General features: G+C 72.5%; 19 protein-coding genes. 9 read left to right on the top strand and 10 right to left on the bottom strand.

The genetic code is table 11. From position 1 onward, the window contains the following. Positions 1-183: 183 nt before the first annotated feature. The 6 genes from QZ749_RS20305 to QZ749_RS20280 all read right to left on the bottom strand — a co-directional run bounded on the left by QZ749_RS20305 (position 184) and on the right by QZ749_RS20280 (position 10,934). A complete protein-coding gene (locus QZ749_RS20305; RefSeq protein ID WP_296950513.1) occupies positions 184-5,262 on the bottom strand; it encodes a diguanylate cyclase in 5,079 nt (1,692 codons plus the stop codon). A gap of 163 nt (positions 5,263-5,425) precedes the next feature. Beyond that, entirely contained in the window at positions 5,426-6,796 is a 1,371-nt protein-coding gene (locus QZ749_RS20300) for a HAMP domain-containing sensor histidine kinase (protein ID WP_296950511.1), read from the bottom strand. Next, on the bottom strand, positions 6,772-7,434 hold the full coding sequence (locus QZ749_RS20295) for a response regulator transcription factor (RefSeq protein ID WP_296950508.1): 663 nt from the start codon (positions 7,432-7,434) through the stop codon (positions 6,772-6,774). The genes QZ749_RS20300 and QZ749_RS20295 overlap by 25 nt, the downstream gene beginning before the upstream one ends. After that, positions 7,431-8,657: a YbdK family carboxylate-amine ligase gene (locus QZ749_RS20290; RefSeq protein ID WP_296950505.1), complete on the bottom strand. Its 1,227-nt coding sequence runs from the start codon at positions 8,655-8,657 to the stop codon at positions 7,431-7,433. Before QZ749_RS20290 ends, QZ749_RS20295 begins: the two co-directional genes overlap by 4 nt. Further along, positions 8,654-9,862 carry a cation:proton antiporter gene (locus tag QZ749_RS20285; protein ID WP_296950502.1) on the bottom strand — a complete coding sequence of 403 codons (1,209 nt, stop codon included), beginning with the start codon at positions 9,860-9,862 and terminating at the stop codon, positions 8,654-8,656. Before QZ749_RS20285 ends, QZ749_RS20290 begins: the two co-directional genes overlap by 4 nt. Then, entirely contained in the window at positions 9,855-10,934 is a 1,080-nt protein-coding gene (locus tag QZ749_RS20280; protein WP_296950498.1) for a hypothetical protein, read from the bottom strand. The genes QZ749_RS20285 and QZ749_RS20280 overlap by 8 nt, the downstream gene beginning before the upstream one ends. Before the next feature lie 203 nt (positions 10,935-11,137). On the opposite strand from QZ749_RS20280, the gene QZ749_RS20275 reads away from it, so the two are divergent. Continuing rightward, the gene (locus QZ749_RS20275) at positions 11,138-12,202 is read left to right on the top strand and encodes a serine hydrolase (RefSeq protein ID WP_296950496.1); all 1,065 of its coding nucleotides are present in this window, start codon (positions 11,138-11,140) and stop codon (positions 12,200-12,202) included. An 81-nt stretch (positions 12,203-12,283) separates the two neighbouring features. Then, positions 12,284-13,006 (top strand): cupin domain-containing protein, encoded by a 723-nt coding sequence (locus QZ749_RS20270; RefSeq protein ID WP_296950494.1) that lies wholly within the window; start codon positions 12,284-12,286, stop codon positions 13,004-13,006. Here QZ749_RS20270 and QZ749_RS20265 read toward each other — a convergent pair. Together QZ749_RS20265 and QZ749_RS20260 are read right to left on the bottom strand one after the other, a co-directional pair. Further along, positions 12,955-13,248 (bottom strand): hypothetical protein, encoded by a 294-nt coding sequence (locus QZ749_RS20265; protein WP_296950491.1) that lies wholly within the window; start codon positions 13,246-13,248, stop codon positions 12,955-12,957. The genes QZ749_RS20270 and QZ749_RS20265 overlap by 52 nt on opposite strands. 49 nt (positions 13,249-13,297) lie before the next feature. Continuing rightward, positions 13,298-14,332 (bottom strand): hypothetical protein, encoded by a 1,035-nt coding sequence (locus tag QZ749_RS20260; RefSeq protein ID WP_296950488.1) that lies wholly within the window; start codon positions 14,330-14,332, stop codon positions 13,298-13,300. Positions 14,333-14,567: 235 nt separating this feature from the next. Between QZ749_RS20260 and QZ749_RS20255 the strand changes: the two genes are divergently transcribed. The 7 genes from QZ749_RS20255 to QZ749_RS20225 are packed head-to-tail and all read left to right on the top strand — an operon-like array spanning position 14,568 to position 20,932. Next, a complete protein-coding gene (locus QZ749_RS20255) occupies positions 14,568-15,209 on the top strand; it encodes a thermostable hemolysin (protein WP_296950485.1) in 642 nt (213 codons plus the stop codon). After that, entirely contained in the window at positions 15,193-16,707 is a 1,515-nt protein-coding gene (locus QZ749_RS20250) for an AMP-binding protein (protein ID WP_296950482.1), read from the top strand. Before QZ749_RS20255 ends, QZ749_RS20250 begins: the two co-directional genes overlap by 17 nt. Position 16,708: 1 nt before the next feature. Continuing rightward, on the top strand, positions 16,709-17,392 hold the full coding sequence (locus tag QZ749_RS20245) for a TenA family transcriptional regulator (RefSeq protein ID WP_296950480.1): 684 nt from the start codon (positions 16,709-16,711) through the stop codon (positions 17,390-17,392). Between the two features lies 1 nt (position 17,393). Further along, complete coding sequence (locus tag QZ749_RS20240; RefSeq protein WP_296950477.1) at positions 17,394-18,182, top strand: SDR family oxidoreductase; 789 nt, start codon at positions 17,394-17,396, stop codon at positions 18,180-18,182. A gap of 14 nt (positions 18,183-18,196) precedes the next feature. Then, positions 18,197-18,835 carry a tetratricopeptide repeat protein gene (locus QZ749_RS20235; RefSeq protein ID WP_296950474.1) on the top strand — a complete coding sequence of 213 codons (639 nt, stop codon included), beginning with the start codon at positions 18,197-18,199 and terminating at the stop codon, positions 18,833-18,835. A 25-nt stretch (positions 18,836-18,860) separates the two neighbouring features. Next, positions 18,861-19,526 (top strand): response regulator transcription factor, encoded by a 666-nt coding sequence (locus QZ749_RS20230; protein ID WP_296950471.1) that lies wholly within the window; start codon positions 18,861-18,863, stop codon positions 19,524-19,526. Continuing rightward, on the top strand, positions 19,523-20,932 hold the full coding sequence (locus QZ749_RS20225; protein ID WP_296950468.1) for an ATP-binding protein: 1,410 nt from the start codon (positions 19,523-19,525) through the stop codon (positions 20,930-20,932). Before QZ749_RS20230 ends, QZ749_RS20225 begins: the two co-directional genes overlap by 4 nt. Before the next feature lie 7 nt (positions 20,933-20,939). On the opposite strand, the gene QZ749_RS20220 is transcribed toward QZ749_RS20225, so the two are convergent. Together QZ749_RS20220 and msrA are read right to left on the bottom strand one after the other, a co-directional pair. Continuing rightward, positions 20,940-22,037 carry a hypothetical protein gene (locus QZ749_RS20220; protein WP_296950465.1) on the bottom strand — a complete coding sequence of 366 codons (1,098 nt, stop codon included), beginning with the start codon at positions 22,035-22,037 and terminating at the stop codon, positions 20,940-20,942. A gap of 117 nt (positions 22,038-22,154) precedes the next feature. Next, positions 22,155-22,667, bottom strand: coding sequence for a peptide-methionine (S)-S-oxide reductase MsrA (msrA, locus tag QZ749_RS20215; RefSeq protein ID WP_373896843.1), 513 nt, complete (start codon positions 22,665-22,667; stop codon positions 22,155-22,157). Between the last annotated feature and the right edge of the window lie 157 nt (positions 22,668-22,824).

Below are 22,824 nucleotides of genomic sequence, written 5' to 3'. Positions count from 1 at the left end.
ACTGGTATTGATTCAACACTATGTTGATAGTCGGTAACAATATTGAACAAAAAAGTGTTGTAGGCACACATCCTTGCGTCGAACGGGGCTCGCGTCGGCGGACGCACGCGACGCGCATGGCATGCTTTGCGCCATGCCGGTTGCGCCATGCCGGCCGCGGATGCCGGGCCGGCGCGGCCCGCGTCAACCGGGACCGCGCCAGCCCGGCATCCGCGCCGCGGGATCCTCGCCCAGCACCACGCGGTTGCGGCCGGCCTCCTTGGCGCGGTACAGCGCGGCGTCGGCGCGCGCCACCAGATCGTCCGGATCGGCGCCGCCGCGTTCCGACCTGGCGGCGACGCCCACGCTGATCGTCACCTGGCCGCTGGCCGCGCCCGCATGCGCGATGCCCAGCGCCGCGACCGCGCACCGCAGCGCCTCGCCGATGTCGCGCGCCTCCTGCGCGCCGGTGTCCGGCAGCACGATCGAGAACTCTTCGCCGCCGTAGCGCGCCACCACGTCGCCGCCGCGCCGCACGGCGCCCGCCAGGGCCTGCGCGACCCGCACCAGGCAGGCGTCGCCGGCCTGGTGGCCGTAGCGGTCGTTGAATGCCTTGAAATGGTCGACGTCGACCATGACGACGGCCAGCGACTGCCCGAGCCGCACGGCGCGCGCGCATTCGGCGCGCAGCGCCTCGTCGACGCGGCGGCGATTGGCCAGTCCCGTCAGGCCGTCGGTGGCGGACAGCGTCGCCAGCTTGCGGTTGGCTTCCTCGAGCTGGGCGGTGCGCTCGGCCACGCGCCGTTCCAGGCCGTCGTGCAGCCTGGCGCTGGCGATCGAGATCATCGCCTGCGCCCCCAGCATGCGCAGGAACGCCACGCGTTCCTCGGTGAACGAGGCGTCGGCCAGCCGGTTCTCGAAGTACAGCACGGCGTCGATGCGGCCGCCGTGCCGGATCGGCAGGCACATGACGGCGCGCGGGCGCCGCTGCTGCACGTAGGGGTCGGCGGCGAAGCGCGAGGCGCCGGCGATGCTGTCCTCGATCACTTCGGCGCCGGTGCGGATCGCGTAGCGCAGCAGCGACAGCGGGAACTGCGGGTCGGCGGCGGCGTCGAGGTCGAGCCGGCGCGACTGCAGCACGGTGACCACGTCGCCGTCGATGTCCGCTTCCAGGTGCCAGGCGCCGTCCGACTGCAGCAGCAGGCGCGCCACCTGGCCGCCGGCGTTCTCGCGCACGATGGGCATCAGGCACTGCAGCACCTTGCGCAGGCCGACCTCGTTCGACAGGATGCGCGCGGCCTTGAGCAGCGAGACCATGTCGAGCGCGGCGCCGGCGTCGGCGTGCGTGCCGGCGTACGACTGCGTCGCCGGCTCGCCCGTGCGCGGCAGCAGGGCGGCGTGGCGCGCGCGCAGCTGCTCGGCCTTGCCGTGCGCGCCCCACTGGCGGTAGCGCGCGATGGCGTCGCCGAGGTAGACCGCGGCCACGCGCGGGTGGCCCTGCTCGAGCCAGCATTCGCCGCACAGCTCGTTGCCCAGCGCCTGCAGGTTGACGTAGCCGGCCAGGCCGGCGGCGTCGATCGCCTGCTGGTAGGCGCGCGTCGCCGCCGCCAGGTCGCCCTGCCGGCGCGCCAGCTCGGCGCGCACCAGCAGGTCCTTGCTCACGACGTTGTCGGCGCCTTGCGCGGCCCAGCCGGCGAGGCTGGCCGCCAGCGCCTCGATCCCTGCCAGCAGCCCGGCCGCGTCGGCGCGCGCCGGGTCGCGGCGCACGGCGCGCAGCCAGATCAGCGCGACGTAGAAGGTGGTCTCGGGCACCTTGGCCTGGCCGCGCAGGATTTGCGTGACGACGCCGAGCTGGGCGGCCAGGGCTTCGGCGTCGGCGCCGTCGAACAGGTAGGCGTTGCGGATCTTCCCCTGCAGGAAGTAGGCGCGGAACAGGCGCGAATCGCCGTAGCGCGCGAGGAAGCCGGCCTCGCTGAACGTCGCGTCGTCGTAGCTGTCGCTGCGCGCCGTCAGCCCCATCAGGGACTTGACCGGCTGCAGCGCGCCGGCCGCGCAGCAATCGGCCATCGCCTGCTGGCCGTTGGCGCGCATCAGCGCCAGGTCCGATTCGATGGCGTGCATCAGGTCCGGCAGGTAGTCGCCGAGGATGATCCGTTCGGTGGCGCGCACCGCGGCCACCACGCCGACCTGGACGAAGTCGGCGATCTCCAGCGCCCAGCCGAACGCCTCGTCGTACAGCGCGTCGGCGCTGCGCAGCGGGTGCGTCCAGTGCCGGGTCAGCGCGGCGAACATCAGCGCGGTGAGGGTGCGGGTCTGCAGGTTGGGGCGGCTGCGCGCCAGCGCCAGCGCCATCGCGCCGAAGTCGTGGCCGCGCGCGACGTCGCCGCCGTACAGCGCCAGCATGAAGGCATACCCCACGTAGCCGACGCTGCTGAAGTCGCTGCTGCCGTGCCGCATCGACAGGCGCGTCATCTCCACCACCATCAGCGCGCTGAGGTCCTGCTGGCCGGCGTAGTAGCTGGCCTGCCACATGCCCTGCATCATCCGCATCGCGGCCACGGCGCCCGGCTCCCGCATCTCGGAGGCGTCCAGGAAGGCGTCGGCCGGGCGCGCGCCGTGGATGGCGGCGATCTCGGCGAATACCGCGTGGAAGCGCGCCTCGAGCTGCGGCACCTCGTGCGGGACGTCGATGCCCAGCAGCGCCAGGCCCTCGCGCAGCACGGCGATGGCGTCGAGCAGGCGCCCCTGCAGCTGGTACTGGTGCGCCTGGACCGCGATGCAGCGCGCCTGCTGCAGGGCGTCGGCGCTGCGCGCGCGCACCAGCGGGTAGATCGCGTCGGCGCCCGCGAAGTCGCCGCACAGGTAGGCGCTTTCCGCCGCGCCCAGCTGCAGGTCGAGCCACAGCGCGGGGTGGCTCTGCCAGGCGTGCGCGGGCAGCAGGTCGAGGCCCGTGCGCATGTAGCCCAGCGTGGCCTGGAACGCGGCGGCGCGGCGCGCCTTGGCGCCCGCGCGCAGGTTCAGCGCCGCCAGCTGCGCGCGCTCCTCGGGGTCGTCGATCAGCGCGCGGCCGGCGTCGAGCTGCTCGACGATCTCGAACAGCGTCTCGTCCGGTTGCTGGCGCGCCGCGTGCCGCAGCAGCAGGCGGCCGATGCGCAGGTGGTTCGCCGCGCGCGCCCCGGCGTCGAGCGCCAGGTAGGCCGCCTGCTGCACGCGGTCGTGCAGGAAGCGGTAGCCGACGCCGGCGCTGTCCCCGTCCCCATCCTCGTCGACATACTTGTAGCGCCCGTCGAGCGGCTGGATCAGGCCCGCGTCGAGCGCCGGCCACAGGACCTGCTGCGTATGCCAGGCGCTGCGTTCCAGCACCAGCGCGAGCGTGTCGAGCGCGAAGCGGTTGCCGCACGAGGCGGCCAGCTGCAGCAGGCGCTGGGTCGCGTCGGGCAGGCGGCGGATCTTCGCGAGCAGCAGGTCGGCCACGTTGTCGGTGTAGCCGGCCTGCTCGATCGCGGCCAGGTCCCAGTCCCAGCGGTCGTCGGCGGCGCGGTAGCGCAGGTGGCCGGCATCGTGGATCGAGCCCAGGAACTGGTTGAGGAAGAAGGGATTGCCGCCGGTCCTGGCGTGGCACAGCCGGGCCAGCGGCGCGCAGTCGGCCGCCGGCACGCGCACGGCGGCCGCCACCATCTGCCCGACCTGCCGTTCGTCCAGCGCGCCCAGCGCCAGCGTCGACAGGGGCACGCCGGCGGCGAGCAGCCGGTCGCGCAGCGCGACGAGCGGGTGCAGGGGCCCGACCTCGTTGTCGCGGTAGGCGCCGATCACCAGGAGGTGGCCGGGCGGGACGCCGGGCCGGCCGCCTTCGCGCGCGGTCATCGACAGCTCGATCATCCGCAGCGTGGCCGCGTCGGCCCATTGCAGGTCGTCCAGGAAGAGCACCAGCGGGTGGTCGGCGGCGGCGAACACGTCGATGAAGCGCGGGAACACGCGGCCCAGGCGCAGCCGCGCCTGTTCCGGCGCCAGTGCGGGCACCGGCGCGGTGGGGCCGACGACCAGGGCCAGCTCGGGGATCAGCTCGACCATCACGCCCAGGCCGCTGCCCAGCGCCGCATGCAGCCTGGCGGCCCAGCGGCGCAGCGTGTCGCCGGGTTCGCCCAGCAGCTGGCGCACCAGCCCCTGGAAGGCCTGGATCAGCGAGGCATACGGCACGTCGCGCTGGAACTGGTCGAACTTGCCGGCCAGGAAACAGCCGCGCCGCGCCACGATCGGCTTGTGGACCTCGTTCACCACCGCCGACTTGCCGATGCCCGAATAGCCGGCCACCAGCAGCATCTCGCGGCCGCCCGCCGCGCTGCGCGCGAACGCGGCCAGCAGCGCCGCCACCGCTTCCTCGCGTCCGTGCAGCGTCTGCGGGACCTGGAAGCGGCCGTCGTGGTCGCACAGGCCGCCCGGTCCGGACGGCGGCGCGCCCGCCCCGGCGCGGCACGATTCCAGGTCGCGGCGCAGGCCTGCCAGGCTGCGGTAGCGCTGCTCGGCGTTCTTTTCCATCAGGCGCCGGACGATCGCCGGCAGCCGTGCGGGCAGGCGCGCGAACGCGGGCAGCGACCAGTCCGGGCTGCGCGCGATGTGGCAGTGCACCAGCTCCATCTCGTCGCCGGCGGCGAACGGCGGCTGCCCGGCCAGCAGCTCGTAGAAGGTGGCGCCGAGGGCATAGTAGTCGGCGCGGTAGTCGATGCGCCGGTTCATGCGCCCGGTCTGTTCCGGGGCCATGTAGCGCAGCGTGCCTTCCAGCGCCTGCGGGCTGACGATGCCCTGGCTCTCGTGCGGCAGTTCGCAGGCGATGCCGAAGTCGATCAGCTGCAGCAGGCGCCGTTCGGCGTTCCACACCAGGTTCGAGGGATTGATGTCCTTGTGGATCACGCCCTGACGGTGCACTTCCTCGAGCGCCGCGCACAGCTGCAGGGCGATGTCGAGGAACTCGTCCGGCGCCAGCGCCGCGCCGGCGCGCGCGCGCAGCACCTTGTCGAGCGCGACGCCGCCGATGTCTTCCTGGACGATGGTCCAGTGTCCCGCATGCAGCGCCAGGCCGAGCGGGAGCACCACGCCCGGATGGCGGCAGCGCAGTGCGATCGCATGCTCGCGCTTGAACTGCGCGACCTGCTGGAACGCGGGGAACGGCTGGTTCAGGCGCTTGACGATCAGCGCCGCGCCGTCGGCGCCGCGGGCACGCCAGACCAGCGAACGGGAACTGGCGTGCAGCTGTTCGGTGATCTCGTGGTCGAAGAGGGTGGACATGGACGGACCTGCAGGGTGCCGGCGTCGGCCCGGCGGGGCGGCACACGGTGTGGCATCACATAAGTGGACATGATTATACCCGCAGGGGGTTGCCAACCAGACACTTCGCGGTGCAGGCGGCGGCGCCGCGTTGTAAATACGCACCGGCGGGACGGCGCGCCGCTCAGGCGTCCCGGGGCGCCGCGGCGGGCGCGGCGTGCGCGAACGTCACACGCGCCCGCAGGCCCGGCGTGCCGTCGGGCTTGTCCAGCAGCGCGATCGTCGCGCCGATCTGGTCCGCGATCGAGGCCGTGATGGCCAGCCCCAGGCCGGAGCCGATCTCGCCGTTGCCGAGCACGCGGTAGAACGGATCGAACACGCGCGCCCGCTCCTGCTCGGGGATGCCGGGGCCGGTGTCGTCGATGTCGAGGACGACGCGGCCGTCGACCTCGGCCAGGTTGATGTCGACGCGCCCGCCCGGCGGCGTGTAGCGGATGGCGTTGTCGACCAGGTTCTTGACCAGGCTCGCGATGTCCACCGGCCGCCCGCCGACGGCCGGATCGGCGTCGCCGACCACGCCCAGGTCGATGCCCTTGGCCTCGGCCAGCGGCACCAGGTCTTCCAGGCATTCCTGGATCGCCTTCTTGAGCGGCACCTGCGTCGGCTGCCCGACCCGCGATTCCTGGGTGCGCGCCAGCGCCAGCAGTTGGTCCAGCATCACCCGCGTGCGCGACAGGCCCGCCGACAGCGCCTCCAGGCGCGCGCGCGCCTCGTCCGGCATGTCGCTGGCGGCCAGGCGTTCGGCCTGCAGCGACATGGCCGTCATCGGCGAGCGCAGCTCGTGCGCGGCGTCGGCGATGAAGCGCCGCTGCAGCGACAGCGCGCGCACCGTGCGCGCGATCAGCTTGTTGATGGCGCTGACGAACGGCCAGACCTCGGACGGCAGGGCGGCCCGGTCGACTTCGCCCAGGTCGTTCTCGCGCCGCTCGCCCAGGCGCACCGCGAGCCGCTGCAGCGGGCGGAACATGGCGCGCACCAGCAGCGTCACCAGCAGCACCAGCACTGGCCCGAGGAACAGGATCGGCATCACGGTGCGCAGGGCGCTGGAGCGCGCCGCGGCGTCGCGCACCGCGGTCTGCTGCGCCACCGCGACGCGCACGCCCTTCGAATTGGTGCGCACGAACACGCGCCAGGTCTCGTTGCCGACGGCGACGGTCTGCAGGCCGTCCGGCAGCGACGGCGAAAAGAACGGCGGGCGCCCCGCGTGCGACGACGTGCGGCCCGGCGCGTCGATGAAGCGCACGATCAGGCGCGCGTCGAAGTCGACGTCGCCCACGCGCTCGCGCGGCATCGGCGAGGTGGGCACGGCATCGAGCCGGCTGATCAGGTAGCCGACCTGGCGCAGCTGCGTGTCCTGGCCGCGGTGGGCCTCGGCGGTGGCTTCGGTCCAGGAATACAGCCCGGCGACGGTCGCGCCGAGCACGATCGCCGTCGAGATCCACAGCGACAGCCGGAAGCGCAGCGACGCCGCTACCGGCCCTTCGCGACCATCCATCCGACACCCCGCACGTTCTTGATGGTCTCGCTGCCCAGCTTCTTGCGCAGCGAGTGGATCAGGAACTCGATGGCATTGCTCTCGACTTCCTCGTTCCAGCCGTAGACGCGGTGCTCGAGCTCGGTGCGCGACAGGATCGCGCCGGGCCGCACCAGCAGGGCCTGCAGCAGCGGGAATTCGCGCGCCGTCAGGCGCACCGCCGTGGCGCCGACGCGGGCCTCGTGGGTGGCCGGATCGAGTTCGACGACGCCGTTCCCGAGCATCGTGCTGGACGCCCCTTCCTTGCGCCGGGTCAGGGCGCGCATCCGCGCCAGCAGCTCGCTCATCGCGAACGGCTTGACCAGGTAGTCGTCGGCGCCGCCGTCCAGGCCCGCCACGCGGTCCTCGGTCGCCTCGCGCGCCGTCAGCACCAGCACCGGCACGCTGTTGCGCGCCTTGCGGATGTCGCGCAGCACGGCCATGCCGTCGATGCGCGGCAGGTTCAGGTCGAGCAGCACCAGTTCGTAGTCGAGCGTCCGCAGGGCCGTCAGCGCGGCCTCGCCGTCGCGCACCCAGTCGGCCGCGTAGCCGGCGTCGCGCAGCGCGTGCTGGACCACGCTGCCGATCATCGGGTCGTCCTCGACCAGCAGCACCCTCATGCCTGCGCTCCGGGGCCGGCGGACGCCGGCGCGCGCTCGAACAGTTCGCTGGCCACGCGCGCCAGGTCGTTCATGCCGGCGCCCGCCGCCATGTGCGCGGTCAGCCAGCGCGCCTGGCCGCCGTCGCGCAGCAGCGCCTCGATCAAGGCGCAGGCCTCGGGGAAGCCGGGATCGTCGGAGCGGGCCGCCAGGCGCGCCAGGTCGGCGCGCACCACGTCCTGGATCGGGCGGGCGACGCCGGTGGCCGGGTCGATCCAGCTGCCGCGGATGCCATCCTTGGCCGCGTTGAAGCGGTTCCAGTTGTACAGTTCGCGCGCGTTCCCGCCCGGCCAGGTGCCCGGCTGGTCCGCCACCTCGATGCACACTTCGCGCGCGTAGCAGGCCAGCGCCGCGGCATAGGCCGGGTGCAGCGGCGTGTCCAGCACGCGCAGCTCGATCGTCCCGTATTCCGGCTTGGGCCGCACGTCCCAGTAGAAGTCCTTGATGCTGTTGACGATGCCGTGCTGCGCCAGGCGCTCGAAATGCGCGGCGAATTCCTCCCAGCTGCGCAGGTCGGACGGCATGATGCCGCTCATCGGGAAGGCCCCGACCACGTTGCTGCGCGCGCTGCAGAAGCCCGAGTCCTCGCCCTGCCAGCAGGGCGAGTTGGCCGACAGCGCGATGAACAGCGGCGCGCGCTGGGTCAGCCAGGCGCCCACGCGCACCGCCTCGTCGGCGCTGGGCATGCCGATGTGGACGTGCATGCCGAACACGGTGAACAGCTTGGCCAGGTAGCCGAACTTCTTGGCCGACGCGCGGTAGCGCTCCTTCGGGTAGATGCGCTGCTCGTTCCACTTCTGGAACGGATGGGCGCCGCCGCCGGAGATCGCCGCGCCGACCGCGAAGGCGGCCCGCAGCACGCTGGTGCGGATTTCCTCCAGCTGGCCCGCGGCCTCGCGGTAGCTGCCCAGCACCGAGGTAGCGACTTCCAGCATCGAGGTGGTGATCTCGGGCGTCGCCACCCAGGCCTTGTCCTGCTGGTCGAGCAGGCGCAGGATGTCCGGCGCGGCCGGCAGCAGGTCGTAGGTGAGGCGGTCGAGCACCATCAGTTCCAGCTCGATGCCCATGCTGCCGAGCCGCGACTCGGCGAACGGCGGCAGGAAGGCCGGGCCGGCGCCCGCCACCGCTTGTGCCTGCGCTCGTGCCTGCGCTGCCGCGCTGTCGAATTCCGTGGCTGTCGTCATCGTTCGCTCCCTTCATGCGTTTCGCCGGCGAAGTGCAGGCCGGCCCAGGTGATCGCCGGCGCCACCAGCACGTTCAGCGCCAGCAGCGCCTGCATCAGCCGCGTGGCGCTGTCGCCCAGGTAGGCCGCGTTGGACATCGAGCTGTCCACGACCAGGGTGCTGAAGCTTACCAGCGAGCAGGCGCATAGCGCGATCGCGTGCTGCTTGCGTGCGCTCCAGGCCTGGCCGGGGACGAGGGCCAGGCGCGTGACCGCGATGCGCGCCGCGAACAGCAGCAGCGCCATTAGCACGATCTGCCATTGCAGCACCTGCCCGAACTGGACCAGCGCGGCCGACATCATGAACAGCAGCGCATAGCCGATGTCCTGCACCGTCTTGAGCTGGGCCTGGAACACGTTCTCGCGCTTCTCGGCGTTGCGCAGCAGCAGGCCCATCAGCAGCAGCGACAGCAGCGCGCTCGACGCGGTGACCGAGCACAGGCCCAGGTCCAGCATCAGCGTGGCCAGCAGGATGCCGGGGCGCAGGCTGGCCTCGGCGCGCGACACGCGCGAGGCCAGCTTGTACACGCCGTAGCACAGCAGCGCGATGGCGGCGCCCGCCAGCAGCTTGCCGCCCTGGTGCAGCAATTGCTCGGCGAACGGCACTTCCTCCGTCACGCCGTGGCTGCGCAGCCAGGCCAGCGAGACCGACAGCGCCACCAGCGCCACCAGGTGGCTCAGGCCGACGGCGTTGGCGGCCGCATAGGTCGCCACGCCGGTGGCGTTGTGGTCGGACACGCTCGAGGTGAACACCACCGGGTTGATGGCGATGAGGATCGAGGCGATGAAGGCGGCGTCGGCCCAGCCCACGCCGAACGGCACCAGCAGCGCCACCGCGCAGGCGCCGCGCAGCAGGCAACCGAGCAGCAGCGACGCGCCCTGGGCGCGGCTGCGCCACAGCCAGGCCAGGTCCATCTTGCGCCCGGCCTCGAACAGCACCAGGGCCGAGGCGGCATTGAGCAGTTCCTGGAAATAGGACAGCAGGGCGTTGTCGACCAGGCCGAAGCCGCTCACGCCCAGGATCAGGCCGGCGGCGACGGCGCCGTACAGCCGCGGCACGCCGCGCCGCTGCAGCAGCACGCCGAAGATCTGGGCCAGCAGCAGGCCGGCGCCGATGATGGCCAGCGGCGAAAACAGGAACAGGGGCAGGGTCGAGGCGTCATTCATGGACGGCCGCCCATTGTTGCGCGATCGCCGCCAGCTCCTGCTCGACGGCCGCCTTGGCGGCCGGCAGCGCGGCCGCTTCCTTGTCCGGTCCCTTCGGCAGGCGCGCGCCGACCCGTACCCGCACGACGGGCGCGTCGCCCTTCTGCGGGATCCACAGCTGGCCGATCACCTGGCCGCCCTCGACCCAGGTCGCGAGGAACTTGGCGCCGCTGGGCAGGCTGGCGGGCATGTCCAGCATCTTGAACGGCGTCAGCCAGCGCACGTCCGGATGCTGGCGGCTCAGTTGCAGGTGCATCGCGGCGCGCTGCTCCAGGCGGCTGTCGTTGGGGCTGTACGACAGCGGCAGCCTGGACGGGCCGGGCAGGGGGTTGCTGGCCTGCAGGCACAGGCCGGCGGCGGCGAGCGTCAAGCCTTCCGGCCCCAGTTCGCCCGGGCGCGTGCCCAGCAGCCGGCGGAACACCGGCCGCATCGGCGCGGCCTCGGCGCCGCCGGCATCGGGAGTGCCGAACCCCGGCTGCGCCACCGCCGCCATCAACAGCTTCCAGCGTCCCTCCTGCCAGCGCCGCGTGGCCGGGCGCGGATTGGGATTCCAGCGCCACTCGGTCGCCTGCCAGCGTCCCTTGGCGTCGCGCCGCAGCAGCAGCAGGCGCTCCTCGCCGCCGACCTGCATGTGCAGCGTCTGCGTGGTCCAGCGCCGGTCCCAGACGCTGCGCAGCGCCGTGGGCGGCAGCCCGGCCTGGGCGCGGTTCCACCAGCGCGCCTGGGTGCCGAGGCACGCGGCGGCGCCGTCGTCGCTCCAGCTCCAGCTCTGCCTGCGCAGGCGGTTCTGCCAGGCGCAGGCGGCCTGGCCGTCCGGCCAGGTGGCGTCGAGCCCGGCGCGCGCCGCCGCCGGGCAATCCCAGGGGCGTTGCTGCGCCAGCACCTGGAAGTCGCCGACGACGTCGGCACGCGCCGGCGCGGCGCGGCGGGACGCCGCGGCGGAATGGGCCGGGGCCGCGGCCATGGCGAGCGTCGCCACGACGGCGCAGGCGGCCGGCAGGCGTTCGAGCGGGAAGGGGAGTCGTCTTGTCAATGTCGTTCGCTGAGAGAGTTGGCTTGGATCAATGGATGAATACGTATTGCCATGGTAGGGAAGAAGACTTAGCGAATACTTAGCGCAAACTTAGCCAATGCGCCATTCGTGTCCTGCGAGCACTGTTTCTGTGCGCTAAGGGTTTGCTAAGTATGGCTGACTACGATGGCCGGCATCGCTTGCTTGCCCTGCCCATCGACGACATGACACGATTTGCTCCCCTGATCCTGGGACTGGCGCTGCTGGTCGCGCACCCATGCCCCGTTCGCGCCGAGGAAGGCCGCGCCGTCGCCGCATCCGCGCACGCGGCATCGACGGCATCGACGGCGGCGCCGGCAGCGCGGCCGAAGGCGAAAGCGCGGGTGACGGCGAAGGCCAGGCCGAAGGGCAGGGTCCGGGCCAGGCCGACGGTGAAGGCGAAGGCGCGGGCGAAGGCGCGGGCGAAGGCGCGGATCGTCAGGAAGCGCCCCGTCGTGAAGGCGGCCACGCGCCGCCTGGCCGCGGCGCCGCGCGCGACCAAGCTGGCGGCGCTCAAGTCGAGCGCTGTCCTGATCCTCGATCCGAAGAGCGGCGCCGAGCTGTACCGCAAGAACGCGGACGCCGTGATGCCGATCGCCTCGCTGACCAAGCTGATGACGGCGCTGGTGGTGCTGGAAGCGAAGCAGGACATGGCGCAGCAGCTGACGGTGACCGGCGCCGACGTCGACCGCCTCAAGTTTTCCTCGTCCCGGCTGCAGGTGGGCACCAGCCTGCCGCGCTCGGCCATGCTGCACATCGCCCTGATGAGTTCCGAGAACCGCGCCGCGTCCGCGCTGGGGCGCCACTATCCGGGCGGCACCGCCGCCTTCGTCGCGGCGATGAACGCGAAGGCCCGGGCGCTGGGGATGCGCAGCACGCGCTACGTGGAGCCGACCGGCCTGTCGAGCGCCAACGTGTCGACGCCGGCAGACCTGGCCAGGCTGGTGATCGCGGTGGAACAGCATGCGCTGATCCGGCGCTACTCCACCGACCGCAGCTTCACGATCCGCCAGGGCCGGCTGCGCACCGCCTACCACAACACCAACCGGCTGACGGCCAACCGCAGCTGGCGCATCCGGCTGCAGAAGACCGGCTACATCTGGGAAGCCGGGCGCTGCATGGTGCTGTACGCCAGCGTCAAGGGCCGGCCGACCGTCATGGTGTTCCTCGACGCGCAAGGCAAGTACGCGCGCGCGGCGGATGCCAACAGCGTGCGGGCATGGCTGGCGAGTTACCGGCCGCCGGGCTAGGAGTCTGCGCGGCGGCATGCGGCGCCCGCGACGGTGCCGCCTGCGCTACGATGTCGGCCTGCACCGACCAGGAGGACACCCATGCTCGTCAACGCCGACTTTTCCCGGCCCGCCATCGTGACCCCGCGCGACTACCGGTGGGTGGACTCGCCGCAGTCCGGCGTGCGCCGCGTCATGCTCGACCGGGTGGGCGCGGAGCAGGCCCGCGCGACCAGCCTCGTGCGCTACGCGGCGGACTCCCGCTTCCCGCCGCACCGCCATCCCGGCGGCGAGGAAATCCTGGTCGTGTCCGGCACGTTCTCGGACGAGGACGGCAACTATCCGGCCGGCTGGTACCTGCGCAATCCACCCGGGTCCGGCCACCGGCCGTTCAGCGTCGAGGGCGCGCTCATCTTCGTCAAGCTGCGCCAGATGGACGCGGGCGAAGGCGCCCGCGTGCGCGTGGACACCCGCGACGCGGCGCGCTGGCAGCGGCGCGCCGATCGCGCTGCCTGTCCGTTGTTCGCGGATGCGTCCGAGCAGGTGAGCCTGCAGCGGCTGGATGCCGGCGCCGGCGTGTTCGCGGGCGCGGTGGACGGCGCCGAGCTGCTGGTCCTCGGCGGCAGCCTGGCCGCCGGCGACCGCGTCCTGGACGAGGGCAGCTGGCTGCGCCTGCCCGCGGGCGCGCATCCGGACGTGCGCGCCGGCGCCGGCGGCGCCACGTTCTACCTCAAGACCGGACGTCCGGGCGGGCTGGCGCCGCAGGACCGGGGTCACGGCGCCCAGCCCTCGCCGAGGCGCCGGATGAACGGCGGGATCTTGTAGTCGCCGGTCCCGGGCGGCGGCTCCAGCCGTCCCGTGCGGCAGCTGCGCACGCCCGCGACGTCGTGGCACAGCACCGCCAGCACCTGCCAGGCGTCGTTGATGTCGAGGGCGTAGTCGGCGGTCCAGCCGGCGGGGCCGTGGCGGAAGTTGGTGCGGCGCTGGCCGGCAGGGCCGCCAGCGCGACCGCCGCCGCCGCGCACGCGAGCCCGGCGCCGGGCGGGGACGATGGGGGCGATGGGCATGAGGGACTGCTCGGGGTCGGCGGGCGGGCGCGACGGTGCTGCCGGCGCTTCAGCGCTGCGGCCGCGCCAGCGGTTCGAGCCTGACGATCCGGTATTCGTCCGTGCCGCGGGTCGCCCAGGACAGGATCTGGCCGCGGTCGTTGATCGCGACGGCCGCCTCGAGCCGCCAGCCGGTGCCGGGCACGACCAGGTCGTTGAGGTTGCGCATGACGCCGTGTTCGTACAGGAAGGCGTCGCTGGCGAGCCAGCGGACATTGGCGCCGCCGACCACCTGGCCGCGGTTGTTGACGGCGAGCGCGTAGGCGAACGGTCCGCCCAGCGTGCCCAGGTCGACGGTCCGGCCGCCACGGTAGAGAAAGGCGCGGCCGTCGTTCGGACCCGCGGACCCGGGCAGGGCGGCCGTGCCGACGACGTCGCCGCGGTCGTTGATGTCGGCCGGCCGGCTCCAGCCGGCGATCCGTGTCCCGATGACGTCGATGCGGTCGCCCTGCCAGACGACGGCGTCCTCGGTCGCGGCGCTGCCCGCCACCTGGCCGCGCGCGTTGAGGGCCTGGGCGAAGGCGTCGTTGGTCTTGTCCGGCGGCACGAGTTCGCGCAGGCGGCCGCCCGTGTACAGGAACGGGACGTTGTCCCTGCCGGGCGGCACGTGGTTGCCGGCGATCTCGCCGCGCTCGTTCAGGCCGACGACGCGGGCGCTCGCGCCCAGCGGCCCCAGGTCGCGCAGCACGCCGTCCGCGTACAGGACCAGGTGGTCGAGGCCGTCGACGCCGAGCGATACCCCGGCCACCTCGCCGCGGTCGTTGAGGGCGTCGGCCCGGCTGTAGCCGCCGAGCGAGCCGATATCCGTGCGCACCCCGTCGGTCTCGATGAAGCCGTGCTCGACGCCGGTCGCCGTGACGACGTTGCCGATCGCCTGGCCGCGGTTGTTGATGGCGTGCACCGGCACCTCGGGCGCGACGATGCGGTAGGCCGGCCCCGGCCGCTCGGCCGCCTGGCCCGCCTGGGCAGCGCCGGCGGGGGCGGGCGGCGCCGCGAGCAGCAGGGCGGCGACCCCGGTGGCGAATGCCTTCAGACAGCCGATCATGGTCACCTCACGATGCAGGAAAGAGGACGTCCTCCCACGCTAAGTGGCCCCCGTCCGCATCGTTTGATATGCATCAGGGGTACGCCGGGTGGCCACGCAGGCTCGACGGTGCCGGCGCCAGGCCGGGCGCATGGTCGCGGGCATGCCCGCGCTTATCCTCGCGCTTATCCTCGATTAATCTGGCCTTAATGTTGCCCGCATAAATTTTGTCCCGAATCAACAACGGGAGAAACCTGTGTCCATCGTCCTGCCATCCGCGGCGGCGTGCGCCCATGGCGCCGCCGGCGCCGAGAACGCCGGGAGCGCCTGGCCCGTCCAGGGCGCCTGCCGGCTCGAAGTCGTGCCGCCGGGGCACCCCGAGCGGCGCTCGCTGGAAGCCTTCATCGCGGCCGAGTTCGCGCGCGTCTACGGCGCCCGCGTCCAGCACTTCTGCCAGACGCTGGCCGGTTGCCGCGACGCCTGCGGACGCTGGATCGCGGCGCTCGGCTACACCCGGGCGCGCGACGGCATGCTGTTCCTGGAGCAGTACCTGGACCTGCCGGTCGAGGCGGCGATCGGCGCCCACGCGGGCGGGCCGGTGGCGCGCGCCGACGTCGTCGAGGTCGGCAACCTGGCGGGCGCCAACGTGGGCGCAGCGCGCGCCCTGATCGTCGCCATGACGCGCCACCTGCACCAGCAGGGGCTCGTCTGGGTCACGTTCACGGCCACCCAGGCGCTGCTGAACTCCTTCGCACGCCTGCGCCTGGTGCCGACCGTGCTGGCGCCGGCCGATCCGGCGCGCCTGGGCGAGGCCGGCCGCGACTGGGGCAGTTACTATGCGACCCGGCCGCAAGTCATGTTCGGCAACATCGGATTCGGCCATGCGCAACTGGCGTGAGGGTGTCGCCGCCGCAGGCGTGGCGCTGGCGGGCGCCGAGGGAGAATGGAGCGCGGACAAGCTGGCACGGCGCGTCGACGTGCTGGCGCAGGTGCTGCGCGCCTCGTTCCGGCCGGGCGCCGCGCTCGGCATCCTGGCCGACAACGGGCCCGACTGGATCGCCGCCGACCTGGCCGCGCAGCAGGCGGAGATGACGCTGGTGCCGCTGCCGTCGTTCTTCACGCCGGCCCAGTGGCGGCACGCGCTCGCGACCGCCGGCGTGGAAGGCCTGTTCTGCCGCAGCGCCGAGCATGCCGGCATGCTCGGCTTCGGTCGCCCCGTGGCCGGCGCCACCGGGCTGGCCCTGTACGCCGGACCGGCGCCGGCCATGGTCGTGCCGCCGGGCGTGCAGAAGGTCACTTTCACGTCCGGCACGACGGCCCAGCCCAAGGGCGTGTGCCTGAGCGCCGGCCAGCAGTGGGAGCTGGCCGCCGTGCTGGCCGACGCCCTGGCCGGCCTGCAGGTGCGGCGCCACCTGAACCTGCTGCCGCTGTCGGTGCTGCTGGAAAACATCGCGGGCGTCTACACGGCGCTGCTGTCCGGGGCTGTCAACGTCTGCCTGCCGCTGGCGCAGACGGGCCTGTCCGGCGCGGCGCGCTTCGACCCCGTCACGTGCCTGGAGACGATCGCGCGCGAGCGCGCCGAGAGCGTGATCCTGCTGCCGCAGATGCTGCTGGCGCTGGTCGCCGCGGCCGCGCCGCACGATGCGCGCCTGCGCACGCTGAAATTCATCGCCGTGGGCGGCGCCAAGACGCCGCCGGCGCTGATCGCGGCGGCGCGCGCCAAGGGTTTTCCCGTCTACGAAGGCTACGGCCTGTCGGAATGCGGTTCCGTCGTGGCGCTGAACCTGCCCGGCCAGGACCGCCCCGGCAGCGCCGGCCGGCCGCTGCCCAACCGCGCCGTGCGCATCGCCGCGGACGGCGAGATCGAGGTCGGCGGTGGCGCGATGGTCGGTTACCTGGGCGCCGCCGACGTGCCCGCCGCCTCGGGTGCCTCAGTTGCCTCCGCTGCCTCAGCTGCCCCCGCCGGCGGCTGGCTCGGCACCGGCGACCTCGGCCACCTCGACGCCGACGGCTACCTGCACATCGACGGTCGCAAGAAGAACGTGCTGGTGACGGCGTTCGGCCGCAACGTCTCGCCCGAGTGGCCGGAGGCGCTGCTGCTGGGCAGCGGCGTGGTCGCCCAGGCGCTGGTGGTCGGCGACGCGCGCCCGTTCCTGGTGGCCGCCATCGTGCCGCTGCGCGCGGACGTGCCGGACGCCGCCATCGAGGCCGCCGTCGCCGCCGCCAACCGCGCGCTGCCGGACTATGCGCGCGTGCAGGCCTGGTTCCGCAGCGCGCCGTTCGGCGAGGCGGACGGCACCGCCACCGCCAACGGCCGGCTGCGCCGCGACGCCGCCGCCGCGCGCTGCGCCGCCAGCATCGAACGGCTTTACCGGACCCCCACCATTGGAGATTGACATGCGGTTCTACGACACCCTGCGCCAGCGTACCGAAGCGGATCGCCAGCAGCTGTTTTCCATTCCCGTGATCCAGGACGCGCTGCGCGGCGAGATCGTCACCGGGCAGTACATCGCTTTCCTCACGCAGGCCTACCACCACGTGAAGCACACCGTGCCGCTGCTGATGGCCTGCGGCAGCCGGCTCGACGACGAGCACGGCTGGCTGCGCAAGGCGGTCGCCGAATACATCGAGGAAGAACTCGGCCACGAGGAGTGGATCCTGGCCGACATCGCGGCCTGCGGCGGCAGCCCCTCGCTGGTGCGCAACTCGCGCCCGCATCCGGCCACCGAAGTGATGGTCGCCTATGCCTACCACCAGATCGATCGTGGCAACCCGGTCGCCTTCTTCGGCATGGTGCACGTGCTGGAAGGGACCAGCACGGCGCTGGCCACCCAGGCGGCCGACACCATGCGCCTGGCGCTGGACCTGCCGCAGGAAGCGTTCACCTACCTGACCTCGCACGGCAGCCTCGACCTCGGTCACGTGGCCTTCTTCGAGGGGCTGATGAACCGCGTCGAGCGGCCCGACGACCGCGAGGCCGTCGTGCACGCCGCGCGCATGATCTACCGGCTGTACGGCGACATCTTCCGCGCGCTGCCGCGCGGCGCCGACGCCGGTGCCGACGCCGCCAGGGAGGCATGAGATGACGCAACGTCGATGGAAACTGGTGCTCACCGGCGCCTCGGGCGGGATCGGCCAGGCGCTGGCCGTGGCGCTGGCGCCGCGGTGCGAATGGCTGGTGCTGGCCGGGCGCAACGCCGCGCCGCTGGCCGCGCTGCGCGAGCGGCTCGGCCCGGACCGGGCGCACGTGGTGTGCGGCGACCTGACGCAGGAGGCGACGCTGGCGCAGCTGGAGGCGCTGGCGCGCCGGCTCGGCGGCTGCAACCTGCTGGTCAACAATGCCGGCGCCAACGATTTCCACGCCTTCGCCACCCAGGACGCGGACGCCCTGCGCGGCCTGCTCGATACCAACCTGCTGGCGCCGATGCTGCTGACCCAGCGCCTGCTGCCGCAGCTGCGCGCCCAGGCGCCGGCGCAGGTCGTCAACGTCGGCTCGCTGTTCGCCTACCTCGGCTATCCGGGCTTCGCCGGCTATTGCGCCAGCAAGGCCGGGCTGCGCGGCTTCACCCAGGCGCTGCGGCGCGAGCTGGCCGATACCGGGGTCGACGTGCGCCACTTCATCCCGCGCGCGACGCGCACCGCCATCAACCGCGGCGCCGTCGAGGCGATGAACGCCGAGATGGGCGTGCCGGTCGACAGTCCCGAGGACGCCGCGCGCCAGCTGCTCGCCTTCCTCGACGGCGGCGGCTGGGAGCGCAAGCCCGGCTTCAAGGAAGCGCTGCTGGTGCTGGTCAACCAGCTGCTGCCGTCCGTGCCCGACCGCGCCATCCGCGGGCAACTGCCCGTGATCCGCAAGCACCTTCCCGAATGAGCAAGGAGACAACCATGTACAAAACCCTCCCGGCCGCGATGGCCGCCCTCGTCGCGACCGCCGCGTTCGCGGCGCCCGCCGACGACGCCGTCGCCCGCCTGCAGCAGCGCTGGGCCGAAATCAAGTACGCCACGCCGGCCGCCGAGCAGGAACGCGGCTTCCAGGCGCTGGCCGCCGAGGCCGACCAGACGCTGGCGCGCTATCCGGACCGCGCCGAGGTGCTGATCTGGCACGGCATCGTCGTGGCCAGCTATGCCGGCGCCAAGGGCGGCCTGGGTGCGCTCGGCCTGGCCAAGGACGCGCGCAAGGACTTCGAGTCGGCGCTGAAGATCGACCGCCAGGCCCTGTCCGGCTCGGCCTACACGAGCCTGGGCAGCCTGTACTACCAGGTGCCGGGCTGGCCGATCGGCTTCGGCGACGACAAGAAGGCGGTGGAGAACCTGAAGCAGGGCCTGGCCGTCGACCCGGCCAGCATCGACGCCAACTACTTCTATGGCGACTACCTGTTCCGCAACGGCAAGTACGACGAGGCCGAGACCTACCTGCGCAAGGCGCTGCAGGCGCCGCCGCGGGCCGGGCGCAAGCTGGCCGACGAGGGGCGCCGCAAGGAAATCGACGCGCTGCTTGAAAAGATCGCCGCCAAGCGTCGATAATCACCGCATCACTCCTGGAGCAACCGTGCGCATCCTGCTGGTCGAAGACGACGAATCCCTGGCCTCCGGCCTGCGCCTGGCCCTCGGGCGCGCCCGCTACACCGTGGAGCACGTGCGCGACGGCGTGGCAGCGGCGGCGGCGCTGGCCGACAACGCGTTCGACCTCGCCATCCTCGACCTCGGCCTGCCGCGCCTGGACGGCCTGGACGTGCTGGCGCGCCTGCGCGCCGGCGGCGGCGTCGTGCCGGTGCTGGTGCTGTCCGCGCGCGACGCCGTGCGCGACCGCATCCAGGCCCTGGACCTGGGCGCCGACGACTACCTGACCAAGCCCTTCGACGTCGACGAACTGCTGGCGCGCCTGCGCGTGCTGGAACGGCGCCGCTCCGGCCTGCCGGTCAACCAGTTGCGCCGCGGCGCGCTGCAGCTCGACCTGGCCGCCATGTCGGTGCGCTGGCAGAGCCGCGAGGTCGAGGTGCAGCACCGCGAATTCATGCTGCTGCGGCGCCTGCTGGAGCATCCGAACAAGGTGTTCAGCCGCCAGGAGCTGGAGGAATCGATGTACGGCTGGGGCGACGGCCTGGCCAGCAACGCCATCGACGTCTACGTGCACCACCTGCGCCGCAAGATCAGTCCGGACGTCATCCAGACGGTGCGCGGCCTGGGCTACCGGATCGGGACCGGCGACGCATGAGGGCGGGCCGCTATTCGATCCGCCAGCGCCTGGTCACGCGCACCATGGCGTGCCTGCTCCTGGTGCTCGGCGCCACGGCGGTCGCCGCGCACCTGTTCGCGCGCCACGAGTCGCAGGAATTCTTCAGCGCGCGCCTGGCCAGTTCCGCGCGCGTGCTGGAGTCGCTGGCGGCGCACCAGCTCGAGACGGCCACGGTGGCCGCCCCGATCGAGATCCCGATCCCCAGGGAGATCGGCCTGCACGGCGGGCCGTCGCGCTACGGCCACCCGTACGAGCACAAGATCGCGTTCCAGGTCTGGAGCGCGGACGGCCGCCTGCTGGCGCGCTCGGCCTCGGCGCCGGCCGCCGCCTTCGGCCCGTTCGCCCCGGGCTTCGCCGAGAAGCGCATCGACGACGTGCTGTGGCAGGTGTTCGTGCTGCGCTCCGGGAACGTGTGGCTGCAGGTGGCCGAGAAGGACGAGGTGCGCGAGGAGATGGTCGAGCAGCTCGGGACCTCGGTGCTGCTGCCGCTGGCCGTCGGCGGCCTGCTGCTGGTGGTGGCGGTCAACCTGGTGCTGACGGCGAACCTGGCGCCGCTGCGCACGCTGGCGGACCGCATCGCCGGGCGCGAGCCGGAATCGCTGGAACCGGTGGAGCAGGCCGGCCTGCCGGACGAACTGACGCCGGTGGTGGACGAGTTGAACAGCCTGCTGCTGCGGGTGCGCCGCGCCTTCGAGCGCGAGCAGCAGTTCATCGACGCCGCCGCGCACGAGATCCGCACGCCGGTCGCCGCCGTCCAGCTGCACGTGCAGAACGCCCAGCGCGCCGGCGACGACGCCGAGCGCGCGCAATCGCTGGCCGAGGCCAGCGCGGCCCTGCGCCGCACCACGCTGCTGGCCGAGCAGCTGCTGACCTTCAGCCGGCTGGCGTCGAAGACGGACCTGGTGCGCCACGAGCCGGTGGTGCTGGCCGAGGTCTGCCGCGACGTCGTGTCGCTGGAAGCGCCGCTGCTGGAGCGGCGCGGCCAGTCGATCGGCCTGGACGTGGAGGACGACGGGCAGGCGCCGCTGCAGGTACTGGGCGACCGCTACCGCCTGGAGCAGCTGCTGCGCAACCTGATCGACAACGCCTCGCAGCACGGCGCCGCCGGCGGCGACGTCGACGTCGCCGTGCTGGCGCGCGCGGGCAGGGTGCTGCTGCGCGTGGCGAACGACGGCGTGCCGGTCCCGGAGGAGGAAACCGAGCGCATCTTCCTGCCCTACTACCGCCTGCAGGCGGGCGCCGTCTACGGCGCGGGCCTGGGCCTGAGCATCGTGCGCGAGATCGCCAGCCAGCACCAGGCCACCGTGGCGGTGGGGCGCAAGGACGACGGCCAGGGATGCGTCGTCACCGTGACGTTCGCGCCCGGCCACGGTCCAGCCGCCTGACACCGTCCTAGGCCGTGAAGTAGCGCTGCCCGCGCAGCACCAGCAGGCCGGCGCCGTACAGGTCGGCCACGACCTCCTTGAGCGTGTCGATGCGCTGCGTCGTCCGGTTGCGCCAGCCGCAGGGGCGCGCCAGGACGCCGAACAGCAGGTCGGCCAGTTCGTCCTTGCGGCCGCCGCCCGGGCAATGCCTGTGGATGGCGCGCAGGGCCAGCAGCCGCTGTTCGCCGATGCCGAACACCTGCTCGTCCAGGTGGCGCGCGTGCACCCGCACCGTCTCGCCCGGCCGGGTGTACGCGCTCGCGCAGTTGCTGGCGAATTCGACGGCCAGCGCGTCGATGCGGGCCGCGCCGGACGGCATCTCGTCGACGAACCTGCGGATGCGCGCCTTGTGGCGCATCGTGTGGTGATCCGGCCGTTCGCCCGTGAGCAGTTCGAGGAAGGTGATGGCCGTCGCGTACAGGTCCACGCCGGGGCGCGCCACCCGTTCGCCCGAATCGTAGCCGGGCGTGTAGGCCAGCACCGGATTGCCCTGCGCGGTGCCGATGCCCATGTCGATGATCTTCACGAGGCGTTGCGCGGGCGGCATGCGGAACACCGTGTCCGGCCGTTTCTTCGGCTTCACCATCAGGAACAGGTTGTCCGGCTTGATGTCGGCATGGACGAACTTCTGCTTGCGGCTGTAGGGACGGCCGTGGATCTGCGCCAGGCCGGACAGCAGGCTGCGCGCGATCTCGAAGCAGTCGAAATAATGCTGCAGGTCGTCGGGCCGGTAGCGGTGCGCGCGGATGAAGCGGCCGACGCCCATCCACGGCGCCTCCAGCAGTTCCATCGCATAGGCGTTCCAGTCGTCCGCCGCGCGGAAGTAGTCGAACACCCTGACGGTCTGGCCCTCGATGTCGCGGCACAGGCAGAGTTCGTCGGCCATGTCGCGGTCGCTGAACTTCAGCGCCACGTCGCGCTCGAGCCACAGGTCGCGCGCCTTCCAGACGGCGCCGAAGCCGCTCGGCGCGCCGATCGGCCGGTCGCCGTGCAATGCGTAGCGCGCGGCGATCATCGGGAACTTCTTGCCGATCGCGGCGGGAGTCAACTTGCTTGCTGCGTTCATCGTCATGCCTCGGTTGCGGTCCCGGCGTCCGCGCGGACGCCGGCATGACGGTATTCTAGTCTTGCAGCAAGGAAAATGGCAGGGGCCGGCGGGGCCGCCCGGCCCCTGCGCCGTCCGTCAGGCCGGGGCGCCGTCGCGGTGCGGCAGGCGCCAGTCCTTGCGGATGAAGTGGCAGGTATAGCCTTGCGGATGCTTGACCAGGTAGTCCTGGTGTTCCGGCTCCGCTTCCCAGAACGGACCCGCGGGCACGACCTCGGTCACCGCCTTGCCGGGCCACAGGCCGGAGGCGTCGACGTCGGCGATGGTGTCCAGCGCCACCTCGCGCTGGGCCCCGCTGGTGGTGTAGATCGCCGAGCGGTAGCTGGTGCCGATGTCGTTGCCCTGGCGGTTGGCCGTGCTCGGGTCGTGGATCTGGAAGAAGAATTCCAGCAGGCGCCGGTAGCTGATGGTGTCGGGATCGAACACGATCTCGACCGCCTCGGCGTGCGTGCCGTGGTTGCGGTAGGTGGCGTTCGGCACGTCGCCGCCGGTGTAGCCGACGCGGGTGGAGATGACGCCGGGCTGTTTGCGGAGCAGGTCCTGCATGCCCCAGAAGCAGCCGCCGGCGAGGATGGCGGTGTCTTGTTTCACGGGAAGTCCTTTCATGATGGGCGCACCGTCACCGGGTGCGCCGTCGTCCCCGCACTATAGCGCGTTCCGCGCAATCCTTCAGTCCGGGCACGGGAATCGCGGGCCGGGGCGTCGATGCCCGACGCCCGCGCATGGCGCCGGTACGGCGTGGCGGCGG

Origin of the sequence: uncultured Massilia sp., assembly GCF_913773735.1 — a bacterium.
Classification (GTDB): Bacteria; Pseudomonadota; Gammaproteobacteria; order Burkholderiales; family Burkholderiaceae_D; genus Telluria.
This window is presented reverse-complemented; position numbering and strand designations above follow the sequence as displayed.

Coding starts and splice junctions, on each gene's coding strand:
- QZ749_RS20290 (WP_296950505.1), bottom strand. CDS start 8,657: ATGACGACAGCCACGGAATTCGACAGCGCGGCAGCGCAGGCACGAGCG.
- QZ749_RS20270 (WP_296950494.1), top strand. CDS start 12,284: ATGCTCGTCAACGCCGACTTTTCCCGGCCCGCCATCGTGACCCCGCGC.
- QZ749_RS20275 (WP_296950496.1), top strand. CDS start 11,138: ATGACACGATTTGCTCCCCTGATCCTGGGACTGGCGCTGCTGGTCGCG.
- QZ749_RS20220 (WP_296950465.1), bottom strand. CDS start 22,037: ATGAACGCAGCAAGCAAGTTGACTCCCGCCGCGATCGGCAAGAAGTTC.
- QZ749_RS20305 (WP_296950513.1), bottom strand. CDS start 5,262: ATGTCCACCCTCTTCGACCACGAGATCACCGAACAGCTGCACGCCAGT.
- QZ749_RS20260 (WP_296950488.1), bottom strand. CDS start 14,332: ATGATCGGCTGTCTGAAGGCATTCGCCACCGGGGTCGCCGCCCTGCTG.
- QZ749_RS20245 (WP_296950480.1), top strand. CDS start 16,709: ATGCGGTTCTACGACACCCTGCGCCAGCGTACCGAAGCGGATCGCCAG.
- QZ749_RS20300 (WP_296950511.1), bottom strand. CDS start 6,796: ATGGATGGTCGCGAAGGGCCGGTAGCGGCGTCGCTGCGCTTCCGGCTG.
- QZ749_RS20295 (WP_296950508.1), bottom strand. CDS start 7,434: ATGAGGGTGCTGCTGGTCGAGGACGACCCGATGATCGGCAGCGTGGTC.
- QZ749_RS20235 (WP_296950474.1), top strand. CDS start 18,197: ATGTACAAAACCCTCCCGGCCGCGATGGCCGCCCTCGTCGCGACCGCC.
- QZ749_RS20240 (WP_296950477.1), top strand. CDS start 17,394: ATGACGCAACGTCGATGGAAACTGGTGCTCACCGGCGCCTCGGGCGGG.
- QZ749_RS20285 (WP_296950502.1), bottom strand. CDS start 9,862: ATGAATGACGCCTCGACCCTGCCCCTGTTCCTGTTTTCGCCGCTGGCC.
- QZ749_RS20265 (WP_296950491.1), bottom strand. CDS start 13,248: ATGCCCATCGCCCCCATCGTCCCCGCCCGGCGCCGGGCTCGCGTGCGC.
- QZ749_RS20250 (WP_296950482.1), top strand. CDS start 15,193: ATGCGCAACTGGCGTGAGGGTGTCGCCGCCGCAGGCGTGGCGCTGGCG.
- QZ749_RS20225 (WP_296950468.1), top strand. CDS start 19,523: ATGAGGGCGGGCCGCTATTCGATCCGCCAGCGCCTGGTCACGCGCACC.